The 15,169-nt window shown below is 45.2% G+C and carries 16 protein-coding genes and 1 riboswitch; of the genes, 2 read left to right on the forward strand and 14 right to left on the reverse strand.

The window, feature by feature from the left end; genetic code table 11:
* Nucleotides 1-87: 87 nt before the first annotated feature.
* The 5 genes from LCM11_RS12870 to LCM11_RS12890 form a co-directional block, all read right to left on the reverse strand.
* Nucleotides 88-678, reverse strand: a complete 591-nt coding sequence (locus LCM11_RS12870) for a TetR/AcrR family transcriptional regulator (protein ID WP_224894693.1) — start codon at nt 676-678, stop codon at nt 88-90.
* A gap of 42 nt (nt 679-720) precedes the next feature.
* Nucleotides 721-1,035, reverse strand: coding sequence for a DMT family transporter (locus tag LCM11_RS12875; protein ID WP_224894694.1), 315 nt, complete (start codon nt 1,033-1,035; stop codon nt 721-723).
* A complete protein-coding gene (locus LCM11_RS12880; RefSeq protein ID WP_224894695.1) occupies nt 1,035-1,376 on the reverse strand; it encodes a DMT family transporter in 342 nt (113 codons plus the stop codon). The genes LCM11_RS12875 and LCM11_RS12880 overlap by 1 nt, the downstream gene beginning before the upstream one ends.
* Before the next feature lie 229 nt (nt 1,377-1,605).
* Nucleotides 1,606-2,043 (reverse strand): cell wall hydrolase, encoded by a 438-nt coding sequence (locus tag LCM11_RS12885; RefSeq protein ID WP_224894696.1) that lies wholly within the window; start codon nt 2,041-2,043, stop codon nt 1,606-1,608.
* A gap of 71 nt (nt 2,044-2,114) precedes the next feature.
* Nucleotides 2,115-2,585: an acyl-CoA thioesterase gene (locus LCM11_RS12890; protein ID WP_224894697.1), complete on the reverse strand. Its 471-nt coding sequence runs from the start codon at nt 2,583-2,585 to the stop codon at nt 2,115-2,117.
* A 139-nt stretch (nt 2,586-2,724) separates the two neighbouring features.
* Nucleotides 2,725-2,906: riboswitch (cobalamin riboswitch) on the reverse strand.
* A gap of 189 nt (nt 2,907-3,095) precedes the next feature.
* Here LCM11_RS12890 and LCM11_RS12895 point away from each other — a divergent pair.
* Nucleotides 3,096-3,278 carry a hypothetical protein gene (locus LCM11_RS12895; RefSeq protein ID WP_224894698.1) on the forward strand — a complete coding sequence of 61 codons (183 nt, stop codon included), beginning with the start codon at nt 3,096-3,098 and terminating at the stop codon, nt 3,276-3,278.
* Nucleotides 3,279-3,550: 272 nt separating this feature from the next.
* On the opposite strand, the gene LCM11_RS12900 is transcribed toward LCM11_RS12895, so the two are convergent.
* From LCM11_RS12900 to LCM11_RS12920, 5 genes are all read right to left on the reverse strand, one after another.
* Nucleotides 3,551-4,462, reverse strand: a complete 912-nt coding sequence (locus tag LCM11_RS12900) for a DUF4367 domain-containing protein (protein WP_224894699.1) — start codon at nt 4,460-4,462, stop codon at nt 3,551-3,553.
* A gap of 214 nt (nt 4,463-4,676) precedes the next feature.
* On the reverse strand, nt 4,677-5,216 hold the full coding sequence (locus LCM11_RS12905; protein WP_224894700.1) for a 2'-5' RNA ligase family protein: 540 nt from the start codon (nt 5,214-5,216) through the stop codon (nt 4,677-4,679).
* A 132-nt stretch (nt 5,217-5,348) separates the two neighbouring features.
* Complete coding sequence (locus tag LCM11_RS12910) at nt 5,349-6,134, reverse strand: TerC family protein (protein WP_224894701.1); 786 nt, start codon at nt 6,132-6,134, stop codon at nt 5,349-5,351.
* Nucleotides 6,135-6,457: 323 nt separating this feature from the next.
* Nucleotides 6,458-7,654 (reverse strand): MFS transporter, encoded by a 1,197-nt coding sequence (locus LCM11_RS12915; protein WP_224894702.1) that lies wholly within the window; start codon nt 7,652-7,654, stop codon nt 6,458-6,460.
* Nucleotides 7,651-8,073: a MarR family winged helix-turn-helix transcriptional regulator gene (locus LCM11_RS12920; protein WP_224894703.1), complete on the reverse strand. Its 423-nt coding sequence runs from the start codon at nt 8,071-8,073 to the stop codon at nt 7,651-7,653. Before LCM11_RS12920 ends, LCM11_RS12915 begins: the two co-directional genes overlap by 4 nt.
* Before the next feature lie 189 nt (nt 8,074-8,262).
* On the opposite strand from LCM11_RS12920, the gene LCM11_RS12925 reads away from it, so the two are divergent.
* Nucleotides 8,263-9,897, forward strand: coding sequence for an FAD-dependent monooxygenase (locus LCM11_RS12925; protein WP_224894704.1), 1,635 nt, complete (start codon nt 8,263-8,265; stop codon nt 9,895-9,897).
* A gap of 200 nt (nt 9,898-10,097) precedes the next feature.
* On the opposite strand, the gene LCM11_RS12930 is transcribed toward LCM11_RS12925, so the two are convergent.
* The 4 genes from LCM11_RS12930 to leuD all read right to left on the reverse strand — a co-directional run bounded on the left by LCM11_RS12930 (nt 10,098) and on the right by leuD (nt 15,162).
* Complete coding sequence (locus LCM11_RS12930) at nt 10,098-12,125, reverse strand: iron ABC transporter permease (protein ID WP_224894705.1); 2,028 nt, start codon at nt 12,123-12,125, stop codon at nt 10,098-10,100.
* Between the two features lie 5 nt (nt 12,126-12,130).
* A complete protein-coding gene (locus LCM11_RS12935) occupies nt 12,131-13,162 on the reverse strand; it encodes an ABC transporter substrate-binding protein (protein WP_224894706.1) in 1,032 nt (343 codons plus the stop codon).
* Nucleotides 13,163-13,582: 420 nt separating this feature from the next.
* Nucleotides 13,583-14,542: a threonine ammonia-lyase gene (ilvA, locus tag LCM11_RS12940; RefSeq protein WP_224894707.1), complete on the reverse strand. Its 960-nt coding sequence runs from the start codon at nt 14,540-14,542 to the stop codon at nt 13,583-13,585.
* Between the two features lie 14 nt (nt 14,543-14,556).
* A complete protein-coding gene (gene leuD, locus LCM11_RS12945; RefSeq protein WP_224894708.1) occupies nt 14,557-15,162 on the reverse strand; it encodes a 3-isopropylmalate dehydratase small subunit in 606 nt (201 codons plus the stop codon).
* Between the last annotated feature and the right edge of the window lie 7 nt (nt 15,163-15,169).

Genomic DNA, 15,169 nt, shown 5'->3' on the forward strand with positions numbered 1-15,169 from the left:
TCCGTCCCTTATCTGATAGACGAACGATTACCTGCACGGCAGTGATCCTCCTTCTCCTATACTTCCTTTTTTTAAGATGGATTCTTGTTATGATCGATTCGAAAGTCCCCGCCAGTACAGATACCAGGAAGCTTCCACCCTTCTCTCCAAACGGCCTGGACCACCGTAAAGCATTTCCACGTAAAGACTATCCAGCAAAGCCAGATAGGCGGATGCAGCCTGCTGTTTTCCAACCTCCGCATCCACCTCCCCTTTCTCTTTGCCGGAAGCTATCACCGGAAGCAATAATTCCTCTGTCCTGTCCAGATATTTATAAGTCAGGTGCATGACCTGATCGTTCAGATGAACCGGCGGGTAGAACGCTGTACGAATCCAGAATTTGGTGGAGTCGTTCTTTTCGTATCGGTCGATACTTTGCAGAAGAAGCCCGTACAGAAAATCTTTTAAATGAAGGCTCTCATTCTGTTCAATATACTCCACCACAAACTTGATTTCGTGCTCATACGCATCCTGGCACAGAGCAAGGAAAAGGTCGTCTTTTCCTTTAAAATGAGTATAGATGGACTGTTTTTTAATCCCGACTTCATCAGCTATCTCCGCCATAGATGCTCCTTCGTAACCATTTCGGGCGAAATTCTTAAGCGAGATTTCCTTAATTTGAACCGCTGTAATGCTCACCGGCTTCACCTTCCTATCATCATGATACTTCATCCAGCTATTTTAATGAATTAGTTTTAGTCCTATCGCAGCGCTTATGACCATAGCCATAAATACTATTCTGAGCCAGTGCCTGGATTCCTCAAAAAAGAGGATGCCGACAAGGCCAGAACCTACTGTTCCGATTCCAGTCCAAATTGCATAAGCGGTCCCCATCGGAAGAGACTGCATCGCAAAGCTTAGGAAACTGAAACTGCTGATCATTCCAAGCACCAGTACAGCAAAGGATACCACATTCTTGTTCCTCAGAATTAAATTCAGCCCGGTAACCCCTATAACTTCAGAGCCTCCAGCTAATAAAAGAAAGATCCATGCCATCAGGATGTCCTCCCTTCTGCTTCAGGTTCTCCAGTAACTAATTTAAGACCTACGACGCCAACTAACAGGATAAGAATCAGAAAAAGCTTCAGCATCTTAACGGGCTCCCCGAATACCAGCATCTCCATTAACACAGTACCGGTGGTACCAAGACCTGTAAAAACAGCATAAACCGTACCTACCGCAAGCTTCTGCGTAGCCTTAATAATCAGGGCAAATGAAAGAAATATAGCTATACCGGTCGCGATCCACGTCATACTATTATAAGCATGCTTTAATCCCATAACCCAGCCTACCTCAAATAATGATCCAATCACAACGAACATCCATGAACGATTCATATATAGGACTCCTTTATTTATGATTTTCAAATGATAAATTTTAACCTTACGAACGGTCGTAAGGTAATCATAGCAAGTGCAGAATGAACCGTCAATCAAAAGAGACTGCCAGTATTTTCTTTGTGCTGCTCATTAGATTTGAATTTTTAATTTAATCCCTATACTACGTAAAAAGGCGATTACTTTTATAAAGTAATCGCCTCTTTGAGTGAGAATTATTTTTAAATTGTTAGGCATATATGCTGGCGCACGTACCCGGTGCAGGTTCATAATAGCAGTGATTTTTAAATTGCCCGGTAAAAGGCTCCCCATACCACGTTGAAGGGCATGGACCATATGGATTAAAGTACCAAAGAGCGTATTTGGCCGGGTGCTGTCTCCAATAGTCCAAATTTCTTTTGGCTAATTTCTTTTCCACAGATCTCGCTCGGTTATAAAATAAATTCCCCTTCTGTACCGCTTCAAATGCATAATTACCGCCTTGCACCTGATAAATAACCTGCGGAATGGAACGTACATCCGTAAAGTCTAAACAGTCTGCCTGTGCACGGTTCACGATGACGTTCCCGACATAAAGCATGCCTTGTTTTCCTTCACCTTCAGCTTCCGCTCTCATCATCCTGGCCATTAAAGCAACGTCTGAATCCCTGTATTTTACTCTTGGCATTTTTTCACCCCAACATATTGTATGAAAAAAGCCTATATTGATGTCTAAATTCTCTTTTTTGATTTCTACTTTCACCTCAGAGCGGCCCGGTTTTTGCGATGCTCTTTTCTAGAAGGAGCAGTATCATACAGCCGTTGTTCTTCTTCCGTTTCAGGCATGACAGTTGATACAGGTATCGGTTTGCCAGTGTCATCGACTGCCACCATAGTTAAAAATGATTCGGTAGTCATTTTTTTTCTTCTCTGAAGAAGATTATCGGCGTAAACTTTTACATATACCTCCATGGAAGACCGTCCAGTTCTTGTTACACAGGCTTCCAGTGTGAGGGCATCTCCAACTTTAGCAGCAGATAAAAAATCTACCGAATCAATGGATGCAGTGACAACAGCGCAATTCGAATGTTTCATAGCGGTTAAAGCAGCGATTTCATCAATATAAGCAAGTACCTTTCCTCCAAATATGGTATCCAGATGGTTGGTATCAGGTGGCAACACTAAACGTGTCTGGGTCATTCTTGAATATGAGACAGGTAATGGTTCCATGAATTATGTCCTCCTTTTTTTCGTGAATCTAAAAAACATCTCCAGATATGAAGATGCGCAGGAATGTAGAACACAGCTCATGGAACCCTGCCAGGTTCCTGGTGATTATCCACGTAACACCCTCCTATCTCCCGTAGGAATTCATGTTCTTCCCTATGGCAGGTCTCCTGACTCAGATTCACCAGCACACAGCCCTTCCCGTTCCTAAAACAGTGGGGTATTCCATGTGCCTCCTCTTTACAGTGGCGGGACCGCGCTGGATTTTCACCAGACTTCCCTTTTCAGCTTCGATAAGAAGCCACCATAAGGCGTATTCAATTTAGCAATTAATAGTAAGAGACTAACTCTCTCTTATTCACAATATCCCCTAAACCCGTCCCCCTGTCAATCCACTTTATAGGATAAATACATAAATTCCCACCTCAGGTCTAACATTTATTGGAAACCTCAAGCGTTTCATTCGCACTCAAAGGGGAAAAGGGTTTCATATTCTTTGCAGGAGGTGATGATGTGAAACTCAGTCACAAGATTATTTTAGGGATTGCCATAGCGTTTGGCTTGTATGTAGGATTTCAGCTTGGCAATTTAGTATCGGATCAGTTCTTAATCGTCTGGGCCATAGCTCTTCTGGTTGGGCTGATCGTTCGATTTATAGTGCAATTTCTTTTAACTTCTTTAAGTAATAAGAATTAATACATATTCACGCAAGACCCCCAGCCATTCAGGAGGTCAAGAGTGGGGATGGGGTCTTACCCCCTTCCCCCTTCAAACTGGTGATCTCCCAAAGTATTACTTTTGCTGATTATCTCTTTTATCCAGATAGACTTTGACGGTGCCTATAAACAGCAGACACACAAGTGAAACTAAAAAGAAAATGGAAGTAAGTAAAGTGGAAATATCCATTGTAATCCTCCTCGCTGCTGCAGAACGCACTACGGTTTATTAAGGATCTTTCCTCTCTCCAATTATTGAAAAGACTCTGCTACTGTAATCAAGTCCTCTTTTGATAAGTCTTTTACCTTCCCTTTTAATTCATATGTGATCGAACCGTCTTTCCACATTAATCGTTGAGGATCCCCTTTTTTTCCGGCATATTGTCCCGTTTGTTCTCCAATTGAAACCTCTTCCGTCTCCAAATCCTGATAAGAAATACCGCCTTCCTTAACCGTCATCAATTCGAGCATTTCGCCCGTTTCAGAAAAGAAGGTAAAGGTTAATAAAGTGTCCTTTTGATTCATAGGTCCAGCTTCAATTTCAACCCCGTCCACTTCAAAAGGCATGACAGTCGGAAACTTAGGCTGATAAGCTTCATCTTCAGTACGACTTGCCAGTCTGGAACGATCGTATTCGAACAGTCCATCTTCTGTTTCAACTGCCATATCGAAAGCATGCAGTAATGGTTGAGGATCCACATAATGGATTCGAGTGATTTTACCCTGTTCGTTCGTGTTCACTCTCCCCCTAACCTTCGCGGATTGACCATTACTTACATCAATTTGGGTATCAAAATCATAAGCAGTGTCTTTGTCCTCGCTCTGCTCAACACTCATGCTGTTAATATCCATCTTAACCTCATTTCCATACGCCTTCTGATGAAAGCTGCTAACCAGATTGGTCTTCATCGCCTCGTCCATATACTTTTCCGTGAAGTAAGGTTCGAATTGGTCCTTGTAGTAATTAGAAATCTCTTCCTGATTATGCTCTTCATAAAACTGACTTAACTCTTGATCCGGTCCTGTGAAAATGTGCTCGAGTACCTTTTCTACATCCTCCTGTACCTTACTTTGCTCTTTCGTATTCTCGCCAGAAGAATGGGTAGATGTGCATCCGGCGGCGATCAAAAGCGTTAAAGCCATAAATAGTAGTTTTTTAATCATCAACAACCTCCAATTATACTTCTTTACAACTTGTACGGTTGCAACCTGTCATCCGTTTCAATAATTGGAAATTTAATAGTAAATTAGTATAGAAAATCTATTATCCTTCGATTGAAAGTTAATATTTGTGAAACTATACTATTTTTTTAAATGTATGCTCTCAGAATTAATAAAAATTATCCAAAGAATCAGTACTAACTCTCGATTCGGGTTCTCAAGCTCCTGCATTCAAATATATGTCTTCAAAAGTCTCATAGCGATCCGCATGAGTCTTGCGTTCATAGATTCTTATAAATTCGACTTTAAACTGAGGAAAAGGTGATAGCTTTATCAAAGCCGCTTTTTCCATCTCTACCAGGTTCTGCTTCGAAAGACCGAATGCTTCTTTAGCCAAGGTTAGATGAGGCACAAAATCATCCAGCTCAAAATACTTCTTCACCTGTTCATCAGTCGGGGAAATTTCACGGACGATGTATTCGTGGAGGTGAACTAGGGCTTCAGAATGAACGCTTAAGTATAAAACCTGTTCTCCAAAATAAGCAGGTTCAGCTATTTGAATCGAAAAGGGACGAACATTCTCACAGACTTTCCTGATTCTTTCTATCCATTTCAGGTCCGGGGATAATCCTCCCTGTGCTTTTAAAGTAATGTGAGGTTCCACAATCGAATAGTCCATCCACTGCTCTCTAAAATGTTCAACCCGCTCCATATAGGCTTCAGGCGGTACAATTCCTATAAAATACTCTGCGCTCATGTTTTCATTCTCCTTCTTACTAATCTTATTCAACTGAACATGCAGGCCGCTCCAAGCCACTTTCTTCCAACATACTTTTATCTTATCACCCTTTTAAAAAAGCCCTCCATCAAATGGAGGGCTTACCGATCATTATGAGCCGGAATTTCTGTACAATTCCTTATTTTCATCTTTACGCAAATGTCTGCCAGACCAGAACCAGCCGCCGATAGCAACAGAAAGCAGCACGGCCCAGAAGGTAACCGTCCAGCCCACACTGTGAGCGAAGTGTTCATCCAGTACACCTACGTCTTTGTGAGACAAGGTAATAACCGCTAATTTGATACCTACCCAGGCTACGATTAAATAGGCCGTTGTTTCTAAACTTGGACGGACTCTGAGAAGTTGAACAAACCACGTCGCTGCATACTTAATCAGAATCAGTCCTGCAATTCCTGCCACGATGACAACGATGAATTTACCGCCGTCCATTCCGCCGAAATTCGGAAGCGGTGAGTTTGGAAGAGCTAATGCAAGAGCGACAGCCGCGAGAATGGAATCGATCGCAAACACAAGATCGGCCAGGCCAATTTTGGCAACCGTGGGCCAGAAGCCTTTTCCTTTTGCGGGTTTATCATCGCTGGATTCTTCTTCGTCGTGTGAACTGCCAATTAGACTTTTCACACCTAAGTAAATGAGATATATTGCTCCAATGGCCTGCACCTGCCAAACATTCGCAATAAACGAAATCGCGAATAACGCGCCAAATCTAAAAATAAAGGCTCCTATAATTCCGTAATTAATGGCCCGCTTCTTCTCATCTTCAGGCAAGTGCTTGGCGATCACCGCTAAAACAAGCGCATTATCTGCCGATAACAGTCCCTCGAGACCAATCAGAATTAATAACGTCCAACCATATTCCAACCAAATTGAATCCAATTGATATTCTCCCTTCTCTTTCAAAAAACAGAGGTCTTTACCACTTTTTCATGGTAAAGACCTCAAAAAATAAAGACCTTCACCCGGTGGCAAAGGTCTTGCTAGCAACTATACAGTCGCCAGTAGTGCCGAGAGTGAAGGCATTCACTCTGTAATGACGACAATACTGTTAAAGCTACTCCCCTTTTATACTACTAGAAATATATCAAGTTACCAACCTTTGGTCAAGCTGATGATGATCATTTAAATGAATGATAGAATAGGCGCAAGGACCCTGAACACTAGTTAGGGACCTTATATTTTACAGATTCCATAAAAGATTCTCAGGAAGCCTGATCACTCGCAACACGCGCCGGCTGTCTAGCCTGCTGCACGCTGAAAAGCACCACAACCGCAAGGACAACGATGGCGCTCATGGTATACAGGGTTTGATATCCAGCCCCGGCAGCGACCAGTCCCCATAGGAATGAACCGGCAGCTATTCCTATATCATAGAGCATGAAGAAGGTAGCCGTAGAATGGCCGCTTCTCGTAATAGGCGCGGACTGAATGGCCATCGTTTGGAAACTTGGAAGCAGTGTACCGTAACCGAGACCAATGATAGCCGCGGAGAGCAACAGCATCCACGCCGTACTGGTGATGCTGATTAATAGCAATCCTGATGAAAACAATAACAGGCACGGAAGGATGACAAACTTCGGTCCTTTGGCATCATAGGCTCTTCCTAAATACGGACGTGATAACAGCATTGCTAGTGCGAACACGAGAAAGAAGTAACTGGATGCCCCTGATAATCCGATAGCATTGGCATACACGGATAAAAAGGAAATGATACTGGAATAAGCAAGAGCGATAAAGCTGCTGATAACAGCGATCGGCAGCGCTTTTATTTCAATAAGATCCTGTAAGGAAAGTTTTACTTTTGACGAGGCTCGAGACGCTTCTGCTTCCGTCGGTACCTGTACAAGAAAAGCAGACAGCGATCCACCTGCGATCAATAGACTAAGTACGATGAAAAGGATCGAAAATGGTGCATACTGTAAAAGAGTCAAGCCAAGAAACGGGCCGGCGACGACCGCAAGATTCATGGACATCGCAAAATAACCAAGCCCTTCTCCCCTTCTTTCGGGTGGAATAACGTCGGCAGCGATCGCGCCGCTAGCCGTGGTAAACAGACCAAATGACAGCCCGTGGAAAAACCGTAGTGCCAGTAAGGCTGTAAAGTGATCCACACTTAAATAGAAGAAAGTAGTAGCGGTAAATATCATAATACTCGCCGTAAGGGTCTTTTTCTTACCCAGCCGCTCCATTATTTTTCCGGAAAAAGGACGGATCAGGATGGCCGCAAGCAGCATGGCCGTTACCGTGATCCCGCCTTCGGACTGTGTCCCGTTCATCTCTTCAATCACTAAAATGGGCAGCGTAGTCAACAGGGCATAAAACACAAGAAAAACCGAAAACTGTGTAAACGACACACTCATAAAGCTTTTTGACCAGATTGAGCGACGTGAGGAGTTCATCCTTCTCCCCCTTCCGGTCCCAGCTTCTGAAGAATGTTGTAGAATTGATGGACTTCCTCCTGGGTCAGCCGGCTGATCGTATCTTGTTCATGTTGGTAGACGGCCTGGTTGACCTGCTCATATTTTTTCTTGGCTCTGTCTGTTAATTCAACTACACGTTCACGCTTGTCCCCGCCCTGTCTGCGGATCACCCAATCATTTTTTTCCATGCGGGTAATCGTACGTGTAACTGTCGGTGCTTCTACATTTAAGTATTTCCAAATGGCGGTTTGCGTCATAGGTCCAAAGCGCTCCAGGCAATACATAATCGCCCATTGGGAATGATATAAACCGTGAGCGCTCAGCTGCTGATTGAAGTCTTTCGTTACGAAACGAACCCGCTGATGAAGCAGGTGAAATAAGTCATGTGTATCGATCATCTATTACATCTCCCTTTTTATTTACCCAGGTAAATAATTGTATCGTTTTACCTGAAAAATGTAAACGAAAGAGATGACGGTTTGAAACACGCTGGTTTAGAGAAATAAGTTAGGAAACCGATCTTTCTGGAAAAAGATCCAGGAAGAGGCAATCATGAATTGAATACAACTTGTAAGGAGAGGTTTTACATGCAGGAAACCAATACAGATATATTAATTATCGGCGCAGGACCAAGTGGACTGGCGCTTGCTAATCAGCTGGAACGCTACGGTATCCGGTACCGGATTATTGATCAGAACAAAGAAAGATCCCGCTACTCCAAAGCCCTCGTTATGCATCCACGTACGCTTGAAATGATGGATTTACTCGGCCTTTCCGAATCATTTCTGCAGGCCGGGACCCCGTACAAAGAGATTAACTTTCATTATCATGAAGATCTGCTTGCTGTTCTGGATTTCTCCAATATCAGCGTATCGGCTGATTTCCCATTTGTGAACGTCATTCCTCAAAGCAGGACAGAGGAAATTCTGGAGAGTGGATTAGCTGCCTCCCGCGTGGAAAGAGAAATGACGCTCACAGGACTGGAGCAAAAGGAAGGAATCGTGCATGCGTCGGTACAAAAACCAGACGGTGAAGAAACGATAACCGCACGTTATGCAGTGGGATGTGACGGTGCCCACAGCACCACCCGGGATCTGCTGCAAATTCCTTTTACAGGAGAATCAGAGGAAGTGAACGTCATGCTTGCTGACGTGAAGCTTGCGTCACCCAAAGAGGAGATCTCGCTCACAAGCAGCGACCGTGGTCTCGTATTTATAGCTCCCTTTCAAGGCGATTACACCCGGGTCATCGTCATTGATTACAAAAAGCAGGGCGACGATTTCCCAGAAGAAGTAACGCTTGCTGATATAGAAGATTCACTGGGGGAAATTTATCCGGAAACTCTCTCCATGCACGACCCTTTCTGGATCTCAAGCTTCTCCGCATCTCACAGGCAGGCGACCTCTTATCGCGAAGGAAATGTATTTCTCGCGGGAGACGCAGCCCATATTCACAACCCCATCGGAGGACAGGGTATGAACGTAGGCATACAGGATGCGATGAACCTGGGATGGAAGCTTGCCTATACCGTGCAGCATCACTTAAATGAAACACTGCTGAATTCTTATCATGCCGAAAGAGCTCCCGTTGCGGAGGAAGTTATTAAGAAAACCAGTTACCTTATGAAAGGGATGACGATTAAGAGTCAGTACGGAATCAAAGCTCGCAATAAAGGCATGAAGTGGCTGCTTCCCAATAAAAAAGTCCAGACAAAAATTACAGAAAACATGGCTCAGCTGGATGTGGATTATTCTTTTACCAAATTCGCGAAAAGCTTCAGGAAGTTCACCAATGTGAAGAAGGTCGAATCCGGCAAACGTGTGCCTGATGTTTCTTTTCTAACGCCGGCCAAAGAAGACAAAACACTATACTCTATGCTCCGGGAAGAGCCATTTCTCTATTTAATTATGGCAGGGAGAGGAGATGCTCCCCAGTATCAGGAATCTGTCAGGAATGCAGTGGAGGCGTTTAACACTCGTGTGGGAGACATGCTGAAGCCGCTTTTCATTACATTTGATGAAGTAGATGATCCGAGGGAAACCACGTACATGAATTCTGAATTGTATATGGATCTGAATGAAGAGTCCAATCAACGGCTGCATGTAACGCCGGGGGATATGATGATCATCCGGCCTGACGCTTATGTGCTGCTTCACACATCAATTACGGAAACGGATCAGCTGACGAAAGCTTTAGTGAATTACTTCGGCCATTCCCTGTAAAGGGCTCTAATGTAATTTAACTATCAGACTCCAGGGTGATAAAGATGATCGGTAAGATCCCGTAATGTGTAGCCTGAGGAAGCTTACCACCAGGGATGTTCAACTAAGAACGCCCCCCCTTAGTATCATCAGTAACAATAATAGACTTAAAAAAGCCGTGCCGTGATGGAAATGAAACCATCACGGCACGGCTTTTAATGTCAGGCAGCACGCTTCTTCATCAGCCATAAGAAGTACGGGGCGCCAATAAGAGCAACTAGTATCCCGGATGGAATTTCATTCGGCGCAAGCAGCGTCCGGCTGAATAAATCCGCGACGAGCAGGAGCAATCCTCCAAGCAGCATAGTTACAGGCAATAGCTTCTGGTTGGCGCTTCCGACCAACAGACGGGCTACGTGCGGTGCAATTAAGCCCACGAACCCGATCGATCCGACTGCTGCGACACTGCATGCTGCAAGCAGCGTCGCGATCATCGCCATCTGGAACCGGACGGATCTCACGCGAAGCCCCAGCCCTTTTGCCGTATCGTCCCCTAAAGAGAGCACATCAAGTGTCTTAATATAAAAGACGAGCAGCGGTATAAACAAGATGACGGGCCAAAGAAGGTACTGCAGCAGCTGAGACCAGCCTTTTGCATAAGTGGTGCCGGACAGCCAGGTTAAAGCTGAGGCGACACCCAGATCGGCCTGCACTACCAGAATCTGAATAATGGCCGATCCAAAAGCGGACACCCCTATTCCCAGCAGGGCGAGGATCGCAGGCTGGAATTCCGCTTTCGCGCCGAGCCCCATGACGATTAGGAAAAAGACGAACGCGCCGATCATCGCTCCGACAGGAATCCATACAGCAGAGACACTGAATACGTACATGGTCATCAGGGCCCCGACCCCTGCACCGGAAGTAATCCCAATAACCGATGGATCGGCAAGCGGGTTGCGCAGTACTCCCTGAAAAATCAGACCGCTGACCGCGAGAATAGCCCCGCTGAATAGAGCGACAAGGGCACGGGGAAGTCTCAAGTTAAGAATAAAATTACGAATGAATTCATTGGAAGATCCAAAGAATGCCTCCCAGGCCACCAGCGGTTCAAACCCATAGTTACCGGATGACATACTGATAAGGATCGTGAGGACAATAACCGCTCCAAGCATTGGCAGAAGCTTCCCAAGTGAAAGGTTAACCGCTCCGCTTCCTGCCATAATCGTACCCGTATCTCCGCTGCCCTGGCTTTGCTTCATGCGCATGACGAGCCAGATGAGCCACGGAGAACCAATCAGTGCGGTAATCGCTCCGACAGGAAGTTCAGAGAACGATGGATCAATAATTCTTGCGAGAATATCGGCAAGCAGCAGCACATTGCCTCCCCATAAGAAGGAGCCGATGACGAGCGGTATATGTGAGCGGTAACCGATTAATTTAATAATGTGCGGTGCTACTAACCCGACAAATCCGATGGGTCCGACGACACTGACGGTCACACTCGTCAGTAGGACAGCCGCAAGAATCGTAATCAGCTTCACAACGCGGACGTTCTGGCCAAGAGCAGTCGCTACCTCATCCCCGAGCGTGAGCGTGTCCATTTTTTTTGAAAAAATGAAAGCCGTTGCCATACCTGCAGCTATGATAGGAAGAGAAAACTGGACGCCATCCCAGTTATTTTGAATAAGGGTCCCGGAGCCCCATAGAAAAAGTCCCTGGGTCTCATTTTCGTAAAAGATCTGCAGAACGGACGTCAAAGAGGAGAAGAGAAAGGTCACGATCATTCCCGCAAGCACCATGCGGACCGGTGTGGCATTCCCTGCTCCAGACAACAGATAAACGGCCGCAAACGTTAGAATACCGCCAAGAAAAGCCGTTACGATTCCATTCGCAAACATAACAAATGGAAAGAATATCGTTGTAAGTACTACAGCAAAATAAGTCCCCGAATGGATGCCGAGCGTACTTGCTGAAGAAAGCGGGTTTTTCGTCACCGTTTGAAGAATCACACCGGAAACGGCAAGCGCTCCGCCAGCGAGTATTCCCATAACCGCTCTCGGTAATCTTAAAATCCGGACCGTGTGATGCTTAATTGTATCCTGAGGATTAAGGAGCGCATCGACGACGGTTCCGAGTGGAATCGACACGTTACCCTGATTAATATGTATAAACGTTAATAAACATAATAATGCGGTCCCACCTCCAAAGGTGAGAACCGCGATTATCGATTGTTTTACGTTCAGATTCATAAGCTTCACTCGCTTTGGTTTTCGTTCAGCATTGCATCGGTCACTTGCTTCGCCAGTACTTCAGCGGATAGCGGCCCGCCAAAGGTCCACGTATCTCCCGGCATCTTGTATGTGCGATTTTCCTGAACAAATTTAAGGTCCTCCCAGGCAGGATTGCCTTTCAGCTGATTCGTGAAGATATTATCTTCTTCCTGCACAATGTAGAAGAAATGAGCATCCTGGTAATTCTGGAGAGCCTCTACAGTAGTAGAGGTATAGCCGTAAACCTCGGTCTTGTCAGGCTGGTGAGCGTTTTGCAGACCAATATTCTTCATCACTTTTGAAACGATAGAATTAGGTGTGAAAAGTCTTAACGTTGGTGTGTTCTGGGAAGTAAAAGCCTGCGTCATTACATATTCCGAATCTTCTTTACCGGCCTCTGTGATGCGGGCCTGCTGATCACGGAATGTTTTCTCCATGTTTTTGACAACTTTTTTAGCTTTATCTTCCTTACTGGTAATTTTAGCTACTGTATGGAACTCGTCCAGCATGTGCTGGTACTGGTCTCTCGCTGCTTCCTCAGAATAAGGGGCGAACATAACCGTCGGTGCAATATCCTCCAATTGATCCGCAATTGCCTCGTGGCGGAACTTGACGCCGATGATTAAGTCCGGATCCAAGCGGGAAATGGCTTCCAGATTCGGCTCCTGCCGGGTTCCTACATCTTCAACGGAATCGCTTAACGATTTACCTGCATCGACCCACTTGCCATAGCCGTCAAGATCAGCAACACCCGCAGGCTCCATGCCAAGCGCCTGCAGATCCTCGGCGTACGTCCATTCGAGAACTACAATGTTCTTAGGAGTGCCTTCAATCGTTTTCTCTCCCATTGCATCCTGAATCTTTATCGTTCGCTGTTCATCTTTTTCTTCTTCCTTCGCTTCTTTGGACTGATCTCCTGAGCCTTCAGAAGCCTCTCCGCCCCCATCTTCTCCGTTTCCGCAGGCGGTTAACGTTACGAAGAGTAAAACAAGGATAAGCCATCCTATCTTTTTCATATGCTTTTCATCCTCTCTTTTAATTAAATCTTCCAACCTGAGCCGGTTTTTATGTATAAACAGACCGTAATTGATAAAGATTCTCATTATCATGATAGTACCTATCATATCGAACCCCTATCTGGCTGTCAATCATAATCACGAGCTGACCTGTTCGTTATTACTTCCTATTTGCAGGGGGTTTGCGATAAGCATGGTCAATTGCAGGGGTCACGGCACATTTTCAGTGGCGCACGGCTCAATTACAGCACCAGCCTAAATAGCCTTGAATATTTGTTTGGCCTGATTTACGTTCCTATACAAATATGTTTCGAAATCCAACCTTCCCCGAATGGAATCCCAACGATAAAACCGTACAGAAGACTGCCAACCAAAAAACAGATGCCCCGTCCGGAGCATCTGTTTCACTACCTTATCTTCTTAAACTAGCGCGGCTTGCTTTGGGCGAGCTGCTTGATAAATGGAAGGAAGTTTGGAGATGTCCATATTTCCGCCACTTACAATCACACCCGCTTGTTTACTTTCAAATTGATGTTGGTGATACAGGGCTCCAGCTAATGCAGAGGCTCCCGCACCTTCCACCAGTGTTTTTTCACGTTCCAGTAAGTGAAGCATTGTTTGAGCGATTTCATGCTCTTCTACGGTGATTACCTGATCCACATACTTCTGGATACAAGGATAGGTAAGTGTTCCTTTTTCCTTGACGGCAATCCCATCAGCAATGGTCGCGACTGATGTTAATTTTTCAGGTCCACTCTTGTAAAAAGAATTATAGACGCATGAGGCTTCGGCAGCCTGTACGCCGATCACCTGAATATCCGGTTTCAGCTGCTTAGCTGCAAAGGACACACCGCTGATTAATCCGCCGCCCCCAATGGGCACAAACAGCGTATCAATGTCCGGCTGCTGCTGCAGCATTTCGACCGCAATCGTCGCTTGTCCGGCCATCACGTCATAATCATCGAATGGATGAAGGAAGGTTGCTCCACTCTCTTTTTGTTCAAGAAGAGCAGCGGTATAAGCTTCCTGAAACGATTCTCCGGTCAATACCACCGTGGCACCATACCCTTCGGTTGCTTCAACCTTCGCACGCGGCGTCGCTTCCGGCATGAATATGCGGGCGCTGATCCCTCGTTTACGGGCGGCTACAGCGACGCCCTGGGCATGGTTGCCGGCAGAAGCGGCAATAACCCCTCGTTCAGCTTCCTCTTGTGATAAGCAGGCTACTTTATAGGAAGCTCCTCTTACTTTAAAAGCTCCTGTTTTCTGCTGATTTTCCATCTTCAGATAGACTTGCTGACCGGCTTGCTGATTAAATGTAGAGGAGGTCTCTAAAGGAGTCCGGTGCACCACTCCTTGTAATTTTTCATGAGCCTCCATCACTTTAGCTAGCGTTAAGAAATCCCCAACGTCTTCACTCCCTTTGTATTTTTTTCGTATTGGTCAATTTTGTCTTCGTGGGTCAAGGTGACCGCGATTTCATCCCAGCCATTGAGTAACATTTCTTTGTGATACGGCTGGATATCAAAATTAACTTCCATTTCTCTACCATAAACGACTTGTTTTTCCAGATCAACCGATAATCCATAAATTTCATCTTCTGCTTTTTCCATTAATTTCTCTACTGCATCATTCGGCAGCTGGATCGGCAGAATTCCATTTTTAAAGCAGTTATTATAGAAGATATCCGCAAAACTCGGAGCAATCACTACTTTAAAACCATAATCTTGAATGGCCCAGGGCGCGTGCTCCCTTGAAGAGCCGCAGCCGAAGTTTTCACCTCCCACCAGGATGGATGCGTCATTATACTTCGGATCATTCAATGAGAAATTCTCTTTCAATGAGCCATCATCGTTAAAGCGCCAGTTGTAAAAAAGAAACTGCCCAAACCCGGTTCGTTCAATTCGCTTCAAAAATTGCTTAGGAATAATCTGATCGGTGTCCACGTTGGATCGATTCAGTGGATAGACGATTCCGTGATGCTTTTTCAAAGGTTCCATCTGCTCA

It is taken from the genome of Halobacillus halophilus (assembly GCF_020171985.1).
GTDB classification, from domain to species: Bacteria; Bacillota; Bacilli; order Bacillales; family Halobacillaceae; genus Halobacillus; species Halobacillus halophilus_A.